Annotated in this window: 14 protein-coding genes and 3 rRNA genes; 2 read left to right on the top strand and 15 right to left on the bottom strand. The window is 37.4% G+C overall.

The features are described from left to right. Positions 1-8: 8 nt before the first annotated feature. The 7 genes from CPG45_RS10825 to CPG45_RS10795 all read right to left on the bottom strand — a co-directional run bounded on the left by CPG45_RS10825 (position 9) and on the right by CPG45_RS10795 (position 10039). A complete protein-coding gene (locus tag CPG45_RS10825) occupies positions 9-1367 on the bottom strand; it encodes an RsmB/NOP family class I SAM-dependent RNA methyltransferase (protein ID WP_096231891.1) in 1359 nt (452 codons plus the stop codon). 219 nt (positions 1368-1586) lie between these two features. Beyond that, positions 1587-1695, bottom strand: a 5S ribosomal RNA gene (gene rrf, locus CPG45_RS10820). A gap of 276 nt (positions 1696-1971) precedes the next feature. After that, a 23S ribosomal RNA gene (locus CPG45_RS10815) occupies positions 1972-5198 on the bottom strand. A gap of 556 nt (positions 5199-5754) precedes the next feature. Next, positions 5755-7270 (bottom strand): 16S ribosomal RNA (locus tag CPG45_RS10810). The 16S, 23S and 5S rRNA genes sit together here, the layout of an rRNA operon. 428 nt (positions 7271-7698) lie before the next feature. Continuing rightward, positions 7699-8823: a Gfo/Idh/MocA family protein gene (locus CPG45_RS10805; RefSeq protein WP_096231890.1), complete on the bottom strand. Its 1125-nt coding sequence runs from the start codon at positions 8821-8823 to the stop codon at positions 7699-7701. A gap of 29 nt (positions 8824-8852) precedes the next feature. After that, on the bottom strand, positions 8853-9581 hold the full coding sequence (locus CPG45_RS10800; protein WP_157732386.1) for a M48 family metallopeptidase: 729 nt from the start codon (positions 9579-9581) through the stop codon (positions 8853-8855). Between the two features lie 98 nt (positions 9582-9679). After that, entirely contained in the window at positions 9680-10039 is a 360-nt protein-coding gene (locus CPG45_RS10795; protein WP_096231888.1) for a putative signal transducing protein, read from the bottom strand. Between the two features lie 348 nt (positions 10040-10387). Between CPG45_RS10795 and rd the strand changes: the two genes are divergently transcribed. Next, positions 10388-10546, top strand: a complete 159-nt coding sequence (gene rd, locus CPG45_RS10790) for a rubredoxin (RefSeq protein ID WP_096231887.1) — start codon at positions 10388-10390, stop codon at positions 10544-10546. Between the two features lie 236 nt (positions 10547-10782). On the opposite strand, the gene nadC is transcribed toward rd, so the two are convergent. The 7 genes from nadC to CPG45_RS10755 all read right to left on the bottom strand — a co-directional run bounded on the left by nadC (position 10783) and on the right by CPG45_RS10755 (position 17905). Beyond that, on the bottom strand, positions 10783-11613 hold the full coding sequence (nadC, locus tag CPG45_RS10785) for a carboxylating nicotinate-nucleotide diphosphorylase (protein WP_231968712.1): 831 nt from the start codon (positions 11611-11613) through the stop codon (positions 10783-10785). After that, positions 11576-13180 (bottom strand): L-aspartate oxidase, encoded by a 1605-nt coding sequence (gene nadB / locus CPG45_RS10780; RefSeq protein WP_096231885.1) that lies wholly within the window; start codon positions 13178-13180, stop codon positions 11576-11578. The genes nadC and nadB overlap by 38 nt, the downstream gene beginning before the upstream one ends. Next, a complete protein-coding gene (gene nadA, locus CPG45_RS10775; RefSeq protein ID WP_096231884.1) occupies positions 13177-14085 on the bottom strand; it encodes a quinolinate synthase NadA in 909 nt (302 codons plus the stop codon). The genes nadB and nadA overlap by 4 nt, the downstream gene beginning before the upstream one ends. A 137-nt stretch (positions 14086-14222) precedes the next feature. Next, the gene (locus CPG45_RS10770; protein WP_096231883.1) at positions 14223-14561 is read right to left on the bottom strand and encodes a P-II family nitrogen regulator; all 339 of its coding nucleotides are present in this window, start codon (positions 14559-14561) and stop codon (positions 14223-14225) included. Beyond that, entirely contained in the window at positions 14561-16153 is a 1593-nt protein-coding gene (locus CPG45_RS10765; RefSeq protein ID WP_096231882.1) for an ammonium transporter, read from the bottom strand. Before CPG45_RS10765 ends, CPG45_RS10770 begins: the two co-directional genes overlap by 1 nt. Positions 16154-16169: 16 nt before the next feature. Then, positions 16170-16442, bottom strand: a complete 273-nt coding sequence (locus CPG45_RS10760; protein WP_231968711.1) for a hypothetical protein — start codon at positions 16440-16442, stop codon at positions 16170-16172. 152 nt (positions 16443-16594) lie between these two features. Continuing rightward, a complete protein-coding gene (locus tag CPG45_RS10755) occupies positions 16595-17905 on the bottom strand; it encodes an ammonium transporter (protein WP_502695819.1) in 1311 nt (436 codons plus the stop codon). A gap of 372 nt (positions 17906-18277) precedes the next feature. Here CPG45_RS10755 and CPG45_RS10750 point away from each other — a divergent pair, with 372 nt between their 5' ends. Further along, positions 18278-18793: a ferredoxin domain-containing protein gene (locus CPG45_RS10750; RefSeq protein WP_096231880.1), complete on the top strand. Its 516-nt coding sequence runs from the start codon at positions 18278-18280 to the stop codon at positions 18791-18793. A 145-nt stretch (positions 18794-18938) separates the two neighbouring features. Here CPG45_RS10750 and CPG45_RS10745 read toward each other — a convergent pair whose 3' ends face one another. Beyond that, positions 18939-19784 carry a YitT family protein gene (locus CPG45_RS10745; protein ID WP_096231879.1) on the bottom strand — a complete coding sequence of 282 codons (846 nt, stop codon included), beginning with the start codon at positions 19782-19784 and terminating at the stop codon, positions 18939-18941. Positions 19785-19814: the final 30 nt, after the last annotated feature.

Raw genomic sequence — 19814 nt, 5'->3', positions numbered from 1 at the left:
TAAAATATTTATCTTCTCAAGCATTTAGGATAGTAATTCTTTAAAATTCCTTTTGTAATTTTTCCCCATCCTATTGGAAATTCATCAGCTAAAACAAGAAGCCATCCATCCTCCATGTCAACATTTAATGTTTCACCATGAAGATATTTATCTAATTCAAAATCTTTAAGTTTATAATATTGCCTCGATTCATCTTTTTTTAGCGCCATTGCAAGCCAATGTGAAGGCTCAAATCGATTTTTCTTGAGAATGCCAAGGTCCCATCCATTTCTATATACTTTAATTCCATTTAAATGCGGCAATTGATATGGTATGTGGTATATATGGTCACCTATGATTTTTAAATTTAATTTATTTACATCAATATCAAGATAATTATTTGCGAAATCATAGAAAAAATTTATATCTTTATCTAAAATCTTTTTAATTTTATTTTCACCTTTGTAGTCATTAATGCCTTCTTTTTTAAGTTTTGTAATAAAGTGTCCTTCACCTTTTATCATATGTGGCCAAAGTCTAATACATTTTTTTAATTTATCATTACCATTTACCCATTCAGGGTGGCCATAATCAAAGCCAGAGTATACATTACTTTCAACAATATCATAATTCTCATGTTTTATAAGAAAGTCTGAAATAACTCCTTCATCTTCTTCCGGCGAAAATGTACATGTAGAATAAACCAATATTCCTCCAGGTTTAAGCATTTTTGATGCACTATCAAGTATATTTTTCTGCCTTGCAGCACATCTTGCAACATTCTCTTTTGACCATTCTTTCCTCGCGATTTCATCTTTTCTAAACATCCCTTCCCCGGAACAGGGTGCATCAACAAGGATTTTGTCAAAGTACTCTCTAAATTTATCAGTAATCCTGTCAGGTGATTCATTAAGTATTATAGCATTTTTTATGCCCATTCTCTCTATGTTTTCCGCAAGTATCTTTACCCTCTTCGAATTAATCTCATTTGCAACAAGGATGCCCTCACCATTAAGTTTAGACGCAATATGTGTTGATTTTCCCCCAGGTGCAGCACTTAAATCTAATACAAATTCACCAGGCTTTGGATCCAAAACTTCTGTAACCGCCATTGCACTTGGCTCTTGTATATAATATAACCCAGCATCATGATATACATGACTTCCCGGTCTTTCATTATTATCAAAATAAAATCCCATATCACACCATGGTACAGGTTTTAATGAAAAGGGAGAAATCCTTTTAAATTCATCGGTTGTAATTTTTAGTGTATTCACTCTTAATGCTCTATATGGCTCTTTATCTAATTCTTTTATAAATGATTCAAAATCCTCTTTTAGTAAGACTTTCATCTTCTCTATAAAGTCTTTATTAAGTTCTAAATCCATTTAAACCACCATTTATATATCATTATTTTAAATTTCCTTATAACACCATAAACCTATTAAAATATATTTCCATCATAAGTAATAATTATATTATATTACTTTTTATAAAAACAAAAAATGCAAAATAAAATATTTGTAATTTTATAGAAAGTAATAAACCTACGAAAATAAAAAAGAGATAGTCTATTTAAAACAGACCACCTCTTTTATGTAAATTTTCACCGGCAGCGACCTACTCTCCCGCAATAGCAGTACCATCGGCGCTGGAGGGCTTCACTTCCGTGTTCGGTATGGGAACGGGTTTTTAACCTCCGCTATTGCCACCGGATATCTTTTGTTCATTTCTTTGCATATATGTTGATTCTTCTCTTAGAATATATTATTTCCGTTCGCAAATTGTGTTTTCTATATACTTTCGGCTCACTTCGTTTGTTCGGCTAAAGCCGTCTATGCGTTGTGACGTCTTTTGACGCCTCACTGCACTTCGTTCGCCGAGTATATTACGAAAACGCAATTAATCGCTCTCTCCAATAATATTTTCTTCTTTTGATTCTTCACATATATGCTTTTTCTAAATGAACTTTGAATACTGCACAATGCTTCTTTGGTCAAGTCCTCGACTTATTAGTACCGGTCAGCTCAAAGTATTTCTACTCTTACACCTCCGGCCTATCTACCTCGTCTTCTTCAAGGTGTCTTACTCCCTTTCGGTTTGGGAAATCTTATCTTGAGGTGGGTTTCACGCTTAGATGCTTTCAGCGTTTATCCCTTCCGAACTTGGCTACCCAGCTGTGCGTACGGCTACGCAACTGGTACACCATCGGTTCGTCCACCCCGGTCCTCTCGTACTAAGGGCAGCCCCTCTCAAATTTCCTACGCCCGCGACGGATAGGGACCGAACTGTCTCACGACGTTCTGAACCCAGCTCGCGTACCGCTTTAATGGGCGAACAGCCCAACCCTTGGGACCTACTTCAGCCCCAGGATGCGATGAGCCGACATCGAGGTGCCAAACCTCCCCGTCGATGTGGACTCTTGGGGGAGATCAGCCTGTTATCCCCAGGGTAGCTTTTATCCGTTGAGCGACGGCAATCCCATTCTCTACCGCCGGATCACTAAGCCCGACTTTCGTCCCTGCTCGAATTGTTTTTCTCACAGTTAGGCTACCTTCTGCCTTTGCACTCTTACGCGCGATTTCCTTCCGCGCTGAGGTAACCTTTGGACGCCTCCGTTACTTTTTTGGAGGCGACCGCCCCAGTCAAACTGCCCGCCTGTCAGTGTCCATATGCCGGCTTACGGCTCCTATGTTAGAATTTCGGTAATCTCAGGGTGGTATCCCAACGTCGGCTCCAGATAGGCTTGCGCCCATCTTTCTCTGCCTCCCACCTATCCTGTACAGGGATTACTAAAATCCAGTGACAAGCTGCAGTAAAGCTCCATGGGGTCTTTCTGTCCTGTCGCGGGTAACTCGCATCTTCACGAGTACTACAATTTCACCGGGTCCCCCATCTAGACAGCGCCCAAGTCGTTACGCCTTTCGTGCAGGTCGGAACTTACCCGACAAGGAATTTCGCTACCTTAGGACCGTTATAGTTACGGCCGCCGTTTACTGGGGCTTAAGTTCTATGCTTCTCCGGCACTCAACTCTATCTACTAAGAGTTTTTACTTTTGGCTATTCTTTCTTTTAACCATCTTCTTGCGTTATGAGATTCTTTTAATTGTTTTTCTCTTTTTATTGCATCTTCTTTCGCTTTGTATGCTTCATAATAAATTATTTCCCATTTATGCTCTTTTGTGTACTTGTTTAATCCTTTATTATGTGCCTCTACTCTTTTTCGTAGATTCTCTGAATAGCCTGTATATATGCCTCCTTTTTCATTCTTTATTACATAGACATAATACATCTTTTTCACTCCTAATAGGTATAGTTGAGTGCCGGATAACATTTCCCCTTAACCTTCCAGCACCGGGCAGGCGTCAGCTCCTATACTTCGTCTTTCGACTTAGCAGAAACCTGTGTTTTTGGTAAACAGTCGCTTGGGCCTCTTCTCTGCGGCCTTTCGGCACTCCTTCTCCCGAAGTTACGGAGTCTTTTTGCCGAGTTCCTTAATGAGGGTTCTCCCGCTCGTCTTTGGATTCTCTCCTCGCCTACCTGTGTCGGTTTGCGGTACGGGCACCTTTATCCTCGATAGCAATTTTTCTCGGCAGCCCCTTTGAAACTTCGCCTTTCGGCTCCCCGTTACAGCTCTTATGGTATGTGGTACTTCACTCACATCCCTTTTCGTCGCTGCTTGGACGTGCTCTACCAACCGCACGCTTTTCTTATCTCGCTGCGTCCTTGCTTCTCTTTTATCGGATATTGGTGGTACCGGACTCATTACCGGTTGTCCATCGCCTACGCTTTCGCCTCGGCTTAGGTCCCGACTTACCCTGGGCGGATTATCCTTCCCCAGGAATCCTTAGGCTTTCGACGGTAAGGTTTCTCGCCTTACTCTCGTTACTTATACCGGCATTCTCTCTACTGTATTGTCCAGATTCGCTTCCGCTTATCCTTCCCCCTATACAGTACGCTCCCCTACCATTTTTCATCCGAAGCTTCGGTGTCATGTTTTAGCCCCGTTTATTTTCGGCGCAGGATTTCTCGACCAGTGAGCTATTACGCACTCTTTGAATGTATGGCTGCTTCTAAGCCAACATCCTGGTTGTCTTGGAAGTCCTACTTCCTTTCCCACTTAACATGCTCTTTGGGACCTTAGCTGTCGGTCTGGGCTCTTTCCCTTTTGACCACGGATCTTATCACTCGTAGTCTGACTCCCAGGTATCAATATGGCATTCGGAGTTTGATAGGGTTCGGTAGCCTTTTTGGCCCCTAGCCCATTCAGTGCTCTACCTCCATATTTACTCCCTGAGGCTAGCCCTAAAGCTATTTCGGGGAGAACCAGCTATCTCCGAGCTCGATTGGAATTTCTCCTCTACCCACAATTCATCCCATGACTTTTCAACGTCAACGTGGTTCGGGCCTCCACCAGATCTTACTCCGGCTTCACCCTGATCATGGGTAGGTCGCACGGTTTCGGGTCTATGATATGCAACTTCCGCCCTCTTTAGACTCGCTTTCGCTTCGGCTCCGCTTTCGCTTAACCTTGCTGCATATCTATAACTCGCCGGTCCGTTCTACAAAAAGTACGTGGTCGTCTGGCACTCAACCGGACACGCTAGTTCTTTTTTCTCCTCCCTAACATGTTCAGTTGAGTGCCAGACTTCCACTGCTTGTGGACATATGGTTTCAGGTTCTTTTTCACTCCCCTCCCGGGGTTCTTTTCACCTTTCCCTCACGGTACTTTGCGCTATCGGTCACTTAGGAGTATTTAGCCTTGGGAGATGGTCCTCCCGTCTTCCCACCGGGTTGCCTATCCTGTGGTACTCTGGATCCCACCTTTGTATCTTTCTTTCGCCTACTGGGCTTTCACCGTCTTTGGCCGGCCTTTCCAGGTCCGTTCGGCTTCGTCCGATACTCATTTTGCGTGGTCCTAAACCCCATCACCATAGGTGATGGTTTGGGCTCTTTCCTGTTCGCTCGCCGCTACTTGGGAAATCGATTTTTCTTTCTTTTCCTCGCGCTACTTAGATGTTTCAGTTCGCGCGGTCTCCCTTCCTCATGGCTATGTGTTCACCATGGGATGCTTAAGTATTACCTTAAGCGGGTTTCCCCATTCGGATATCTCCGGATCTCTGCCTGCTTGCAGCTCCCCGGAGCGTTTCGCCGCTCGCTGCGTCCTTCTTCGGCTCTAAGTGCCTGGGCATCCACCATACGCCCTTTGTAACTTGACCTTCTCTTTTTTATACATCGCTTTTCTTTGGAAAATTATTATTAACGCTCACAAATTCCGCTTATCTAATATATCATCGGTTCTCTTCGCTTGTTTGGCTAACGCCGTCTATGCGTTGTGACGGCTTTCGCTTTCGCTCATACGCCAAACTGCGCTACGTTCATCGTGATATATTACGAAAGCTTCATTAATCGTTCGCTTTTAATAATATTTTCCGGACAATGTATATCGGTTCTCATTGTAACTCGTTTTTCTCGTTACCCTTTTTTTTGCATTGTGCAGTTTTCAAGGTTCACTTTGAGGGTTTAACCCTCAAAACTGAACAGTGAGATATGCTCATTGTAATTATTATCGATCGACAAATTGTGCTTTCTATATACTTTAGGCTCCTTACGCTTGTTCGGCTAACGCCGTCTATGCGTTGTGACGGCTTTCGCTTTCGCTCATACGCCTCACTGCGCTTCACTCGCCTAGTATATTACGAAAGCGCAATTAATCGTCATCTCTTAATAATTACAATTCGCCTTTTAATACTTTTTGTAGGATTTTCTCCTTAGAAAGGAGGTGATCCAGCCGCACCTTCCGATACGGCTACCTTGTTACGACTTCACCCCAATCATTTACCCCACCTTCGGCAGCTGCCTCCTTTCGGTTAGCTCACTGACTTCGGGTGTTGTAAACTCTCGTGGTGTGACGGGCGGTGTGTACAAGGCCCGGGAACGTATTCACCGCAGCATGCTGATCTGCGATTACTAGCAACTCCGTCTTCATGCAGGCGGGTTGCAGCCTGCAATCTGAACTGGGACCTGTTTTTTGGGATTCGCTCCGGATCGCTCCTTCGCTCCCCTTTGTTCAGGCCATTGTAGCACGTGTGTAGCCCAGGGCATAAAGGGCATGATGATTTGACGTCATCCCCACCTTCCTCCGTGTTGTCCACGGCAGTCTCGGTAGAGTGCCCGTCTTTACGCTGGCAACTACCAACAGGGGTTGCGCTCGTTGCGGGACTTAACCCAACATCTCACGACACGAGCTGACGACAACCATGCACCACCTGTCTCACAGCTCCCCTTTAAAGGGCACTCGAGTATTTCTACTCGATTCTGTGGATGTCAAGCCCTGGTAAGGTTCTTCGCGTTGCTTCGAATTAAACCACATGCTCCGCTGCTTGTGCGGGCCCCCGTCAATTCCTTTGAGTTTCAGCCTTGCGGCCGTACTCCCCAGGCGGGATACTTATTGCGTTAACTCCGGCACGGATGATTCCTCACCCACACCTAGTATCCATCGTTTACGGCGTGGACTACCAGGGTATCTAATCCTGTTTGCTCCCCACGCTTTCGCACCTCAGCGTCAGTTCAAGTCCAGAGAGCCGCTTTCGCCACTGGTATTCTTCCTGATCTCTACGCATTTCACCGCTACACCAGGAATTCCGCTCTCCTCTCCTTGACTCAAGCTATATAGTTTCAGTTGCATCCCCTCGGTTAAGCCCAGGTTTTTTACATCTGACTTATATAGCCGCCTACGTGCTCTTTACGCCCAGTAATTCCGGACAACGCTCGCCCCCTACGTATTACCGCGGCTGCTGGCACGTAGTTAGCCGGGGCTTTCGTATGGTACCGTCATTTCTTTCTTCCCATACTATTGAGCTTTACGACCCGAAGGCCTTCTTCGCTCACGCGGCGTTGCTGCGTCAGGGTTCCCCCCATTGCGCAATATTCCCCACTGCTGCCTCCCGTAGGAGTCTGGACCGTCTCTCAGTTCCAGTGTGGCCGTTCACCCTCTCAGGCCGGCTACCCATCGTTGCCTTGGTGGGCCTTTACCTCACCAACTAGCTAATGGGCCGCGGACTCTTCCTTTAGCGGATTTCTCCTTTCTTCACAAGATGATGCCACCTCGTGACATTATCCGGTATTAGCACCCCTTTCGGTGTGTTATCCCGGTCTATAGGGTAGATTGTCCACGTGTTACTCACCCGTCCGCCGCTAAGTAAATACCGTAGTATTTACTCCGCTCGACTTGCATGTGTTAGGCACGCCGCCAGCGTTCGTCCTGAGCCAGGATCAAACTCTCATGTTTAAATCCTTACCTCTTTTTTATTCTCTGGCTTTTTTCTCACTGTTCGGTTTTCAAGGTTCAACCTGTCGCATTGGCGACATTGTCTATATTATCATATTTCATTTTTTATGTCAACTATTTTTTTGCTGTCATATTTCTTTGGACTACTTCTTTCGGATCCTAAGATCCTTCGCCTCAGTTCATTCGGCTCAGAATTGCATCAACCTATTGTCCCGCTCTTGCAGCGACAGTTATTAATATACCATGTATTATTTCATATATCAACTTTGTTTAAAGCTTATTATGAACATATACGGTAATATATCACGCATATATTACCGTATACTTAAGTATACTCGAAATTTCTTAGTAAAGCAATTTTTTATTTCTATTTTATAAATCTTAAATAATCTAAATCCTATACAAGAGAATAAAATTTATCATATTTTTTATATTTCTATTTCTTTACTATTATCATTTACTGATTGTAAAATTTTATCTATTATTGTCTGGCTTTTATAAGCTTCTTCAAATGTTGGTGTTTCTTTAAATATTATTTTGCCTTCAGTAATATTTAAAAAATAATTTGTAAGGCTTGCCATATGCATATCAACCATCCAGCCAAGTGAGTACTTTTCTTCAGGATATATTGTATCTAGATATTTTGAAAACTCACTCTTTTTATTGTATTTACCCATTACAAATTGATTTTCTTGCTTTTTATAAAGTGATGCATATCGAGGTTGTTTTGTAGAAACGACTATGGAACCCTTTGTACCATATATTAAAAAGCGCGTTTCCTCTTCTAAATTAGCCGATATTCTTGATGTCTCCATAGTTCCCCATGCACCATTTTGCATTACTAAATATGCCATTGTCCAATCATCAACATCAACATCTTCATATACGTCAGATCCATTTGATTTTGGTCTACTTTTAAAATATGTCTTCGATTCTGCTTTTAAAGATTTTACTTCACCAAGCATAAATCTAATTGAATCAATGAGGTGTATGCCAAGGTCAATAACTGCACCGCCGCCAGATGTATTAAAGCGCATCTTCCATGACATAGGTCTTTTTGGATCGAGATAACCAGAATGCAGCATCATAGCTTTAAAATTCAGTATCTCACCTATCTCACCATTATTTATCATATCTCTCGCTTGATTTACTGCAGGCATGAATCTGTACATAAGTGCAGCCTGGTTAATAATTCCTCTATCATTTGCAGCTTTCATTATTTCATATGCTTCATTGCCGTTTAGTCCAATAGGCTTTTCAAGATATAGATTTAAACCCTTTTCTATAACTTTGATTGCTTGACCGTAATGAAGGTAATTTGGTGTACATATATCAACCGCATTTAAATCATTGTCCTGTAATAATTCTTCAACCGTTTTTACACCACCTTCAAAGAAATGTGGTATATCTTGAATATTATTTTTACACACTTTACCAAGTCTAACTTCATATGGTAAACTTTTAAATATTAATGGCATAGCAAAGCACGCAGTCGCATGTAATGTACCAATAAAACCAAGCCCTACAAACCCCAATTTTATTTTCTTCTTCATAAAATATACCTCCTTTTATCTTTTGCAATTTACATCGCAAGCATATATCCATTCTTCTTAAGCCATTCACGCCGTAATTCATAGTCTGGCAATATTGAATGAACAAGATTCCAAAAATCCTTCGAATGATTCATTATTTTTAAATGGCATAATTCATGTACTATAACATAGTCTATTATTTTAATTGGTGCCATAATTAGTCTCCAATTTAGATTAATATTGTTTAAACTGCTACAGCTTCCCCACTTTGTTTTTTGCTCTTTTATATTTATATTTTTAGGTAAAACACCTATTATTGCAGAATATTTTTCGACACTATAAATAACTACATTTCTAAAACGTTCAATATACCAATTTCTCAACAAATCCTTTATCAATTGATTTTGTTTATCGCACATTAAATCTTCTGGCATACTTATAACTATATTTTTGTCCTCTATTGAGATTTTCGGACTTCTTAATTTAGTTTTCACTAATTTTAAATGATATTCGTCCCCTAGATAGAGAATTTTTTTACCATCAGAATATACTTTATCGAGTCTTTGTTTAATCTTAATCATTTGATTTGACTTTTCTATAATCCATTTAGCTTTTTTATTTATTATCTCATCAATTTGGCTATTGCTTATATTAATAGGTGCAAATATTTTTATATTCCCATTATTATCTATTTTTATACCTAAGGTCTTGCGATAACTTCTAATTAAATCATATGATATAGTGATATTATACGCATTTATATAATAATTTTTAATCATGTCATGCCTCACAATCATATTAACCCGTGTTTTTAGAATAACGTATTTTATGTTCTTTATATAAATTATATTGAAAATCCCAATATGAAAACTTATGATTATTCATTCTTTGAATCTTTCTCATTCGCATTGTCACATTCAGGCTTACTTTCGAGAATTTCCTTTGCTTTATCAAAAAACTTTGAAGGTACATATATATCAATTCCCAGTTTGGTTTTGCCCATAAAAACTTTCATATATACACCTGCTCCTTTATATTTTTTTAGAACTGGAATATCATATGAATTCAAAAGTGATTCAACAATGTCCGCTTCAATATCATCATAAACAGATGTTAATAAAGCCTCTTTATCGTTATTTTTGCTTTCGCTATTTGATGACATTTCCTTCACATCTTCCAAGTCAACATTGTGTACATCATCATTATATTCTTTTCCGTATTTAGGGCATCTTGACATAAAGATCCCTCCTTTTTATAAGCTTCTACCTAATTATACACCAACACCTATTAGATTAACATATCATATTTAGCAAAAACAAGTTTCTTATATGCATTTTCATCAGGATTTTGATAATTAAATTTATACTCTGATAATTGAATTTGTGGAAGATTGTTATAAATCTAAAGGTTTAGTTTTATATTTATAGAACTTAAATAAATTATAGATTGTCTATTTTTTATTCTACAATAATTAATAATCCTTTCAAAAACTTTATGACGTAAAAAGGATTTATTGATTTTTATTAAGATGTACTGCTATAATATATATTGTAAATAAATAATATCATAGAGAGGATTGAATAATATGGATAAGTGGGAATGCACTGTATGCGGGTACATATATGACCCTGAAGTTGGCGATCCGACACAGAATATTGCACCTGGAACAAGATTTGAGGATTTGCCTGATGATTGGGTATGTCCTGATTGCGGAGTCGGAAAGGAACAGTTTGAGAAGATATAAAATAGGAGCTCATTGCTCCCTATTTTTTTGACAGATATAGTAAATCATTGTTTTCATATATTGCGAGAAGAACATCACGATAATCATTAATGCTGTATGCTAAGAGGTTTTCTTTAAGCCACATTTCAATACTGCTATCGCTCTTAATGCCCATGAGGAAACTGTTAAATCGGTATATGTTCCTCAAAATTTTTGCATTTTATCACCTCATGGTTATTATGTCAAATAAAATTACTTTATAAATCGTAACTTATGTCAAGCGCTTTAACAGAGTGTGTTATGGCGCCTACCGAAATAACATCTACACCTGTTCTTGCCACATCGAGAATATTATTTTCATTTATATTGCCAGATGCTTCTAATATTACTTTCCCACTTGCTATTTCCACAGCTTCTTTCATCATTTCGATTGTCATATTATCAAGCATTATTATATCTGCACCGTATTTCAATGCTTCTTTAAGCTCATCGATTGTTTCAACTTCTATTTCAATCTTCATAGTATGTGAGATGTTCTCTTTAATTTTTAAAAGGGCATTTTTTATTCCTCCTACAGCTTTTATGTGATTATCTTTAATTAGGATACCGTCTGAAAGATTGTACCTATTGTTTATTCCTCCGCCAACACTTACAGCATATCTATCAAAATATCTAATGCCTGGCATTGTTTTGCGAGTGTCTGTCAATCTCGCTTTAGTTTCCTTTATGATATTAGAAAGCTTTCTTACATATGTAGCTATACCTGACATCCGCTGTATCAAATTTAATGCGGTACGTTCTGCCTTAAGACATGAATTAAGATCACCATAGGTCTCTAAAATTATATCGCCCTTTTTAATTATATCTCCATCATTAAAATTACTTTTTATCACGATGCTATTATCAACTGTTTTAAAAACCATTTTAAAGACATCAATGCCTGCCAATATACCATCTTCTTTGGCATACGCATAACCTTTTGATATGGTACCTATTGGTATAAGTAAGTCTGTAGTAATATCTCCCCATGAAAGGTCTTCTTTCAGAAAATTATCGATTAATCTTTGTGCTATCAATCTGTCTATCAAAATAAAGCTCATCTCCCTTTATCAAAATATGTTTTCTATATTTATCACTTTTTTCAGGAAAATCTGATCTAAAATGACTTCCACGGCTCTCTTTCCTTAAAATTGCAGCCATAACCATGTATTTGCTTACAGTGTATAGATTTAAAAGCTCACTTTTCTCTCTATTATCAGCATTAATATTTAATATATCTCTATGTAGAGTAAACCAATGAAACATGGACCTTAAACTCTTATCGCTTCTAATTATTCCTGCATTTTGTTCCATAAGACACTTTAATTCATATTTAATGCTCTCCACATCAAGCTGTTTGTCAATTTTACTGTCATTATAAAAGTGCAAAGGCTCAATTTCTTCATAAAGGTATTTCTTCGCATCGTAAACTGCTCTTGTCGAAAATACTAATCCCTCAAGAAGTGAATTGCTGGCAAGTCTATTAGCACCTTGTACACCTGTACATGCACATTCACCGCAGGCATATAGTCTATTTATAGATGTCTCTCCATTTATATCTGTCATTATGCCACCCATATAATAATGTGCAGCAGGTGATACCGGTATATAGTCCTTTCCAATATCTATTCCCATTTTACAACATTTATTATATATAGACGGGAAACGTTCTTTAAATATATCTTTGCCAATACTTGTTACATCAAGATAAACATACGGTATATCGCTATTTTTGATCTCGTTTAATATTGCTCTTGCTACAACATCCCTAGGCGCAAGCTCTTTTAGCTTATGGTACTTCAGCATAAAACGCTCACCTTTTTGATTTCTTAAGATACCGCCTTCACCTCTAACAGCCTCTGATATTAAAAACCTTTCACCGGCTTTATCGTATAATACCGTAGGGTGAAACTGCATAAATTCCATATCCTTCAATACTGCCCCTTGCCTTGCTCCAATTGCTAAGCCATCACCGGTTGCTATCGTCGGATTTGTCGTATTCAAAAACAAATTGCCAGCACCACCTGTTGCAAGTATGACTACTTTTGCCCATATAATATATAATTTATCTAATATTTCGTTCTTTACCAAGACGCCTCTTACAGTATTATCTGAAACAAGTATATCGTGTATCAATGTATTTTCGTGAACATCAATGCCTTCTATAGCTTTTAATAACCCTTCTATAATCATCCTACCTGTGTAGTCACCTGCGTGTAAAATCCTATTATGGGAATGTGCTCCTTCTTTTCCGAGTTCAAATGTGCCGTTTTTTTTATCAAATTCGACACCCAAATCTATTAGTCTTTTTAAATTAATTGGTGCTTCTTTTACTAAGATCTCAACGGCATCTTCGTCACATAAGCCCACACCGGCATATAGTGTATCTTTTATATGTGATTCAAAACAATCTAAATCTGATACAACGCAGGCTACCCCACCTTGTGCCAAGACAGAATTCGAATCTTCTAACCTACCTTTTGTTATAAGACATACATTACCAAAACTTTTTGCGAGATATGCGGCATTAAGCCCAGCAATACCGCTACCTATTATTACAAAATCACTGTATTTCTGTTCAAGTTTTTCTGAATCAAAATTAATACTATAACTCATTTTATCTCAAGCATCCTTTTTATAGGAATAATCGCCATTTCTCTAATATCATCAGGCACTTTCACTTCTGGTTTCATGTTTTCAAGGCTATAAACTATATCCTCTATCCTCGTTTTTTTCATATTCGGGCAAACTAATTTATTCGACGGTATAAAAAAACTTTTATTAGGAAATCTCTTTTCAAGTTGATGTATTATGCCTTCCTCCGTACATATAATAAATTCTTTTGCATCACTTTCACCTACATAATTTATCATTCCTGATGTTGAAAAGATTCCATCCGCAAGTTCCAAAACTTCTTCTTTGCATTCTGGATGTGCGACTATTTTTGCTTCAGGATGGTTTTCTATAGTTAGTATTACCTCCTCAGCTGTCAATTTATTATGTGTATTGCAGTAACCTTGCCATAATATCATTTTTCTCCCGGTCATCTTTTCTACATAATGACCCAGGTTTTTATCCGGCACAAATATGATTTCTCTATTAGGCGGTATCGAACTCACTACTTTAATCGCATTTGCTGATGTGCAGCATATATCACTTAATGTCTTTACATCTGCAGTTGTATTAACATAGCTTACAACAGCCGCATCTGGATATTCCTCTTTTAGTTTTAATAGTCCTTCATAATCAGCCATATCAGCCATTGGACAACCTGCACTGGCATTCGGTAATAATACTTTCTTATCGGGTGATAAAATGCTAGCTGTTTCTGCCATGAAATGAACACCGCAAAATACGATAACATCTGCATTTGTTTCTGCAGCTTTTCTCGATAATTCTAATGAATCACCTATAAAATCTGCAACATCCTGTATCTCTGGTCTTTGATAGAAGTGACTTAATATAACAGCATTTTGCTTATTTTTTAAGTCTATTATTTTATTTAAAACTATATCATCCATTTTTATTTCCCCTTTATCGAATTCAATACTATTTTATCATTTGTATAACTCAATGTCTATACCAATGTATATACAATGGTAAATTAAAAAAATAATAACCTCTTTTTGTCGAGGTTATTATTCCATAAAAGATTATTTTATATTGCTTTTTCTCCACGTTCACCTGTTCTAATCCTTATGGCATCTTCAATATCAAATATAAATATTTTCCCATCGCCGACATTGCCAGTTCTCGCAACTTTTGTTACTGCATTGACAATATTTTCAACACTTGCATCATCTGTGACAATTTCTATTTTAACTTTGGGAAGGAGGCTTATTTCTATTTCTTCACCTCTATAAATCTCTTTTTTACCTTTCTGTAAACCACAGCCAAACACCTGTGAAACCGTCATGCCATGTATTTTTAGCTTATTTAATTCGCTTTTTACTTCTTCGAGTACATCTGGCCTTATAATACAATCAATTTTCTTCATTATTTTCCCTCCCTGCTCAAAGTAGCATTTTTGATAATTTCAGGGCTTTCCACTTTCTTTTCAAGTACGCCATTTGAGTATATAACAGGTGTTAATTGAAAGTCAGGATATGCAAGAACACCCATCTCTGGTAAGTCAAGACCCGCAATCTCATCTTCAGGCTTAACTCTTATACCCATTATAGCATCAAGTGCTTTATAGAACAAGTAGCTTAAACCAAAGCCATAGATAACTATAACCACCATATCAATAAGCTGTGCTATTAATTGTCCTGAGCTACCATAAAGTATCCCTGTTACAGCACCTTGTACTCCATTCAAGCCAGCACCATATGTGCCATCTGCAAATATACCCACACTTAGAATACCCCACAGGCCATTTACGCCATGTACTGAAAATGCACCTACTGGGTCATCGATCTTCAGTTTATTTTCAACAAATGCAACTGATAGACAAACTAAGATGCCAGCAACAGCACCAATTATAAATGCCGATATACCATTTACAAAAGCGCATGGTGCCGTTATTGCCACAAGTCCAGCAAGTGAGCCATTACATGTCATAGATGGATCAGGTTTTCCATATCTAATCCACATATAAAACATTGCAACAAGTCCTCCTACCGCACCAGCAATCATAGTATTTGTTGCAACAACAGCAAGTCTTAAGTCTGTACCATTTAATGTAGAACCCGCATTAAATGCGAACCATCCAAAGAATAGTATGATTGTACCAAGAATAGCCATTGGTATATCGTGCCCTGGTATTGGCACAGGTGTCCCATCTTTTTTAAATTTTCCAAGCCTTGGTCCTATTACTAATGCACCTGCAATTGCCATCATGCCCCCCATTGCATGGACAACGCCTGAACCTGCAAAATCAACTACACCATTTCCGAGTCCGAGTTTAGCTCCAAGTTGTGAGAGCCAACCTCCTCCCCAGACCCAGCCGCCATAGATTGGATAGTAAATCATCGAAACAAAGAATGATCCAATAACAATTGCAAGAAATTTAACTCTTTCTGCCATCGCTCCTGTTGGAATAGTAACTGTTGTATCCATAAACACCATCTCAAAGAAGAATAGCGCATATACACCGACATCATATGTTCCACCACTTGATAAGCAAAATCCATTTAAACCAAGTAAATTCCATCCTCCTACACTCAATGCATGGTTTAAAGGTGCTGTACCTCCTAAACTTGAAAATGTTCCTGATCCTCCCATCATAAATGCAAAACCTGTTAAAAAGAATCCTACAGTACCTACTAAGAATACCATGAGATTCATCGCCATAGTATGCAATGCATTTTTGGCTTGTGTAAAACCAGTTTCAACAAGTGCGAATCCTGCCTGAAAGAAAAATATTAAAAAGGCAGTTAACATAACCCATACGAAGTTAATTCCGAGTTTATTTTTTGCAACCTGTGTTATTAGTTCATCTTGTGTTGGTTTGCCTGCAACTGCACTTGTAATATCATTAGCAGTACCAAGATTTGCTCCTGTTGGATCCCCACCTGCAGCATATACTATCCCTATTGACATTGCTAAAAGCATAACCAAAACAAGACCTATTATTATTTTCTTTTTCATAAAAAACACCTCCAAATTATTTTGTTTTTAATATTTTTCTAGCCCTAAAATTACTTATTGAAAATTCCTTATCCCTTATACTTTTCGAAAGCCTATGCACTCGTACGAAAGAAATGATACCAAGGTAAACAATTGGTAATCCCATTATAAATGCTGGTACTTGCCTTGAAAAAATTATTATTGTATTATGTGTTGCAATGCTGTATAATATAAACGCAAAACTTAAAGTTAGAATTATTGTATTTATTGTGTATAATGTGATAATAGACATTTTTTTCACTTTTATCATCACCCCCTTTTAAAAAATGAAGGTGCTTATATCGTTTCAGATTAAGCACCTTTGCTTTTCAATTGCCAAATAAGTTATTAACTTTTTATAATATTTACTAATTTACACTTATTTTTATTTGGCAATATTTTATTTATCTTAAAGCTCCTAACTTATTGATTAAAGTTAATTGCTTTAAAACCGAGATTATATGCTTCTTCACCATGTTCAACAATGTCAAGCCCTGCTTCTTCTTCTTCTTTTGTGACTCTAAGATCCATAAATAAGCTTATAAATTTAAGTATGATAAATGACATCAATCCCGCGAAAACATATGTTACGATAACACTTATAAGTTGAGTTAACAATTGATTTGGATTCCCATAAAATAATCCATTTGAACCTGCAGGATTTATAGCTTTCGTTGCAAATAATCCTGTCGCTAATGCACCCCATGTACCACCAACACCATGTATTCCAAATGCATCTAGTGAGTCATCATATCCAAACTTATGCTTAATATAATTGACGGATATGAAACATATTATTCCTGATATAATACCTATAACAATTGCTGCAACAGGTGTAACATATCCTGATGCTGGTGTAATTGCGACAAGCCCTGCAACAGCACCACTTACGGCTCCTAAAAGTGTAGGCTTTCCACTTAACTTCCATTCAGTTAACACCCATCCTATTGCAGCAGCTGCAGCCGCTGTATTTGTTACAACAAATGCATTAACTGCGATTCCACTTACAGATAATGCACTCCCTGCATTAAATCCAAACCATCCAAACCACAAGAACGCAGCTCCCATTAATACCATTGGCATATGATGTGGCACCATCTTCATATTTTTTCTTTTGCCAAGCACTAAGGCTGCGACAAGCCCTGACACACCGGAACTTATATGAACAACTGTACCACCAGCAAAATCCAATGCGCCTAAGTTCTTAAGCCATCCTCCATCGCCCCATACCCAATGTGCAAGTGGATCATATACTAATGTTGTCCAGAGTAATGTAAATATTATGAATGCTGCAAATTTCATTCTTTCTGCAAATGCACCTGTTATTAAAGCCGGTGTTATTATGGCAAACATTAATTGATATACCATAAATGCTAAAAGTGGAATTGTTGATGAATATGTATTATCAGGCCCATAGCCTATGTTACTTAATCCTGCCCAATGTAGATTGCCTATAATATGACCTATATCTCCACTAAATGATAATGAAAAACCAAATAATACCCATTGAACAGATATAAGTGCGATTATTGTAAAACTCTGCATCATTATGCTTATAACATTTTTTCCACTAACCATACCACCATAGAAAAATGCGAGTCCAGGAGTCATAATCATAACTAAAGCTGATGAAAATAAGATAAATGCAGTATCACCTGTGTCAATTTTGCCTGCTGCGGCAAATGCTATGTTCGGTATTAATACTAATAATAGAGTTGTTGCTGAAATTATTATGCTTTTTTTCAAAATAATACCTCCTTGTATTATTTGCAAAAATAGGCGCTCTAATACATAGATATATCCCATGTATTAGAGCGCCTTTGCTCTGTTACCTTAAAGTTAATTATTTATTCATTATTATACTATAGATTTGCAATATGTCAACAGATAAATTTCATCTGTAATCCTTTTTATATAAAATATTTCATGATAAATTTAACCCATTCATATAATTTATTTTTATAGTGTACATTTTAATGAATTATCATTTTTGCGTGTTTGATAAAATAAACCACTATATTTACATTTTTAACTTATATTTTGAAGTTATACATTATTGAATTATAATATAATAGAAATAAAATTAAGATTTTAGGAGGAATATAAATGAATGTTATTGAATTAGCTGGTGAATTGATGTCACTTTCTGCGAGAACCGCCCCAAAAGCATCTGGTCAAGATTTTGTAGAAACAAAAGTTATCGTTGGAGAAGATTTAAAAAGATTAAATGAAGATATGGTAAAGTACGGCAATGAATCAGGTAAAAAGAATTTCGATAGGGATGGTAGAAATGTCGAAAACTCTGGAGCAGTTTTGCTTATTTCACTAAATAAGCCCAAGAAGGCAGGTTTAAATTGTGGTGCATGTGGATACAACAGATGTGATGAATTACCTGACTTTAAAAAGGGTAGCGAATTTGACGGTCCAATATGTGCATGGAGACTTATAGACCTTGGAATAGCTATAGGTTCAGCCGTAAAAACAGCAAGTATGCTAAATGTAGATAATAGAATAATGTATAGGATTGGCATCTGTGCAAAAAGATTAAACCTTATCGATGGTGAAATAGTTGTAGGCATTCCCTTATCCGCAACAGGTAAAAATATATATTTTGACAGATGAATATAAATATTTTTACTTGTTTTATTAGTAATGTTGTAATTAATGGGACATATCAATAAGCGATATGCCCCATTTTTGTATTAATTAAATTACAAATTATTTAATATGCCGTAAATTATAAAAAATTTTATAATCGATAAGTCACTCATATATTTCTAAAACCTTCACCAAGCACTTCATGAGCAGTAGATAGTATAACAAATGCCCTCGGATCTGTTTTCTTTACAACATTTCTTAATATGGTGACTTCACTTCTATTAACAACTACTAATAGCACATTCTTGTCCTTTTTTGAATATGCACCAACTCCTTTTAATTCGGTTACACCCCTGTCCATATCATAAAGAATGGATTTGCTTATTTCCTCATATTTATCTGAGATTATTATTGCAATTCTTTCGTAATCAGTTCCTTCTTGAATGACATCTATAACTTTTATCGCAATAAATTCTGTTGCAAGAGCATATAAGGCAAGTTCTGGGCTAAATTCGATACCTGCCATAGCTATTATAATAAAATCTATAATCAATAATATCCTTCCAACAGTTAAAGATGGTATGTATTTATGTAGTGTCATAGCCGCAAGGTCTGTACCGCCTGTCGTAGCACCATATTTGATAACTAATCCTAGTCCTAACCCCATAAGTAGTCCTCCATAAACAGATGCAAGCATTGCATTATGTGTAAGTGGCTTTAAAAAAGCAAGTGCATCAATTGAAATGCCAAGCAATATTGTAGAATACAAAGTTTTTGCACCAAAAACCGATCCCAAAACTTTAATCGATATCAAAAATAATGGTATATTTATTAAAAGTGTTACAGCACCAACCGGCCAACTAAAAATATGGTTTAAGACAATAGCAAGTCCACTCACACCACCAGGTGCAATTTGATTTGGAACCAAAAATAGATCTAGTGACAATGTAAGTAAAAGTGTCCCAATCGTAACCCAAATAAAATCAAATACAATCTTCTTTACTTTTGTATTCATATTTAACTAAGTCCTTTCAAACTTTTATGC

Origin of the sequence: Thermoanaerobacterium sp. RBIITD (genome assembly GCF_900205865.1) — a bacterium.
Classification (GTDB): domain Bacteria; phylum Bacillota; class Thermoanaerobacteria; order Thermoanaerobacterales; family Thermoanaerobacteraceae; genus Thermoanaerobacterium.
The sequence above is the reverse complement of the archived record's forward strand: the minus strand, read 5'-3'. Positions and strand labels throughout refer to the sequence as shown.

What these genes read in the sequence shown, in the direction of transcription:
- CPG45_RS10825 (WP_096231891.1), bottom strand. Translation starts at nt 1,367, where the DNA reads ATGGATTTAGAACTTAATAAAGACTTTATAGAGAAGATGAAAGTCTTA.
- CPG45_RS10805 (WP_096231890.1), bottom strand. Translation starts at nt 8,823, where the DNA reads ATGAAGAAGAAAATAAAATTGGGGTTTGTAGGGCTTGGTTTTATTGGT.
- CPG45_RS10800 (WP_157732386.1), bottom strand. Translation starts at nt 9,581, where the DNA reads ATGATTAAAAATTATTATATAAATGCGTATAATATCACTATATCATAT.
- CPG45_RS10795 (WP_096231888.1), bottom strand. Translation starts at nt 10,039, where the DNA reads ATGTCAAGATGCCCTAAATACGGAAAAGAATATAATGATGATGTACAC.
- rd (WP_096231887.1), top strand. Translation starts at nt 10,388, where the DNA reads ATGGATAAGTGGGAATGCACTGTATGCGGGTACATATATGACCCTGAA.
- nadB (WP_096231885.1), bottom strand. Translation starts at nt 13,180, where the DNA reads ATGAGTTATAGTATTAATTTTGATTCAGAAAAACTTGAACAGAAATAC.
- nadA (WP_096231884.1), bottom strand. Translation starts at nt 14,085, where the DNA reads ATGGATGATATAGTTTTAAATAAAATAATAGACTTAAAAAATAAGCAA.
- CPG45_RS10770 (WP_096231883.1), bottom strand. Translation starts at nt 14,561, where the DNA reads ATGAAGAAAATTGATTGTATTATAAGGCCAGATGTACTCGAAGAAGTA.
- CPG45_RS10765 (WP_096231882.1), bottom strand. Translation starts at nt 16,153, where the DNA reads ATGAAAAAGAAAATAATAATAGGTCTTGTTTTGGTTATGCTTTTAGCA.
- CPG45_RS10760 (WP_231968711.1), bottom strand. Translation starts at nt 16,442, where the DNA reads ATGATAAAAGTGAAAAAAATGTCTATTATCACATTATACACAATAAAT.
- CPG45_RS10750 (WP_096231880.1), top strand. Translation starts at nt 18,278, where the DNA reads ATGAATGTTATTGAATTAGCTGGTGAATTGATGTCACTTTCTGCGAGA.
- CPG45_RS10745 (WP_096231879.1), bottom strand. Translation starts at nt 19,784, where the DNA reads ATGAATACAAAAGTAAAGAAGATTGTATTTGATTTTATTTGGGTTACG.